The organism is Streptomyces sp. E11-3 (assembly GCF_046540415.1).
Classification (GTDB): Bacteria; Actinomycetota; Actinomycetes; order Streptomycetales; family Streptomycetaceae; genus Streptomyces.
This window is the reverse complement of the sequence record NZ_JAZGRL010000254.1, coordinates 1-594: the sequence shown is the minus strand read 5'-3', so window position 1 is coordinate 594 and position 594 is coordinate 1. Positions and strand designations below refer to the sequence as shown.

Genomic DNA, 594 nt, shown 5'->3' with positions numbered 1-594 from the left:
GGCGCCCTGCTGCAGCCAGCATTCTTTTCTGAGGGGTGGTTCGCAAATGAAATCGCCAGCTGCCACTGCGCTCCTCTGCACTCTCCATTTGCATTCCGTTTTCGCAAAGAAAAACCACGCACCCCAAGGTTTTGTTCGAGCATCGTCAAAGGTACCGCTGGATCTCCTGTTTACAAGACAGGCGCTTTGACCAACTAAGCCACGACGCCTGTCTTTGTGCTTGGCTTCCAGGTGGACGATTTAGAGGATCAAAGCATCCAGACAAGGAACTGCACAGCCTAAAAGAGATGTTTCGACAAGTGCTTCGGGGTGGACAGCTAGCTTCTGTGTTTGCTGGCCAAGCAGAATGCCTAAAGTCACGACTCTGGTGGGACTCGAACCCACAACCTTTGAATGGCCTCATCAGGCAGTCTAGAAGTCCAATGCGCTATCCATTGCGCCACAGAGCCCACCAGCAGTGCTGACGTAAAGGTTTGTACCCGTCCAGCTCGGTGAGGTTCGCACGGTCTGTGCACAGGAAAGACAGGTCCTCAGGACTCTGGGCAATTGATGCCCGGTGCAAAAAAAATTGACAGCACTCTCAGGGTCTACTGT

Annotated in this window: 1 tRNA gene and 1 pseudogene; both read right to left on the bottom strand. The window is 52.9% G+C overall.

The features are described 5' to 3' along the window. Positions 1–138: 138 nt before the first annotated feature. Positions 139–208, bottom strand: a tRNA-Thr gene (locus U9R90_RS36705). Positions 209–359: 151 nt separating this feature from the next. Beyond that, positions 360–449 (bottom strand): annotated as a pseudogene (locus U9R90_RS36700). Positions 450–594: the final 145 nt, after the last annotated feature.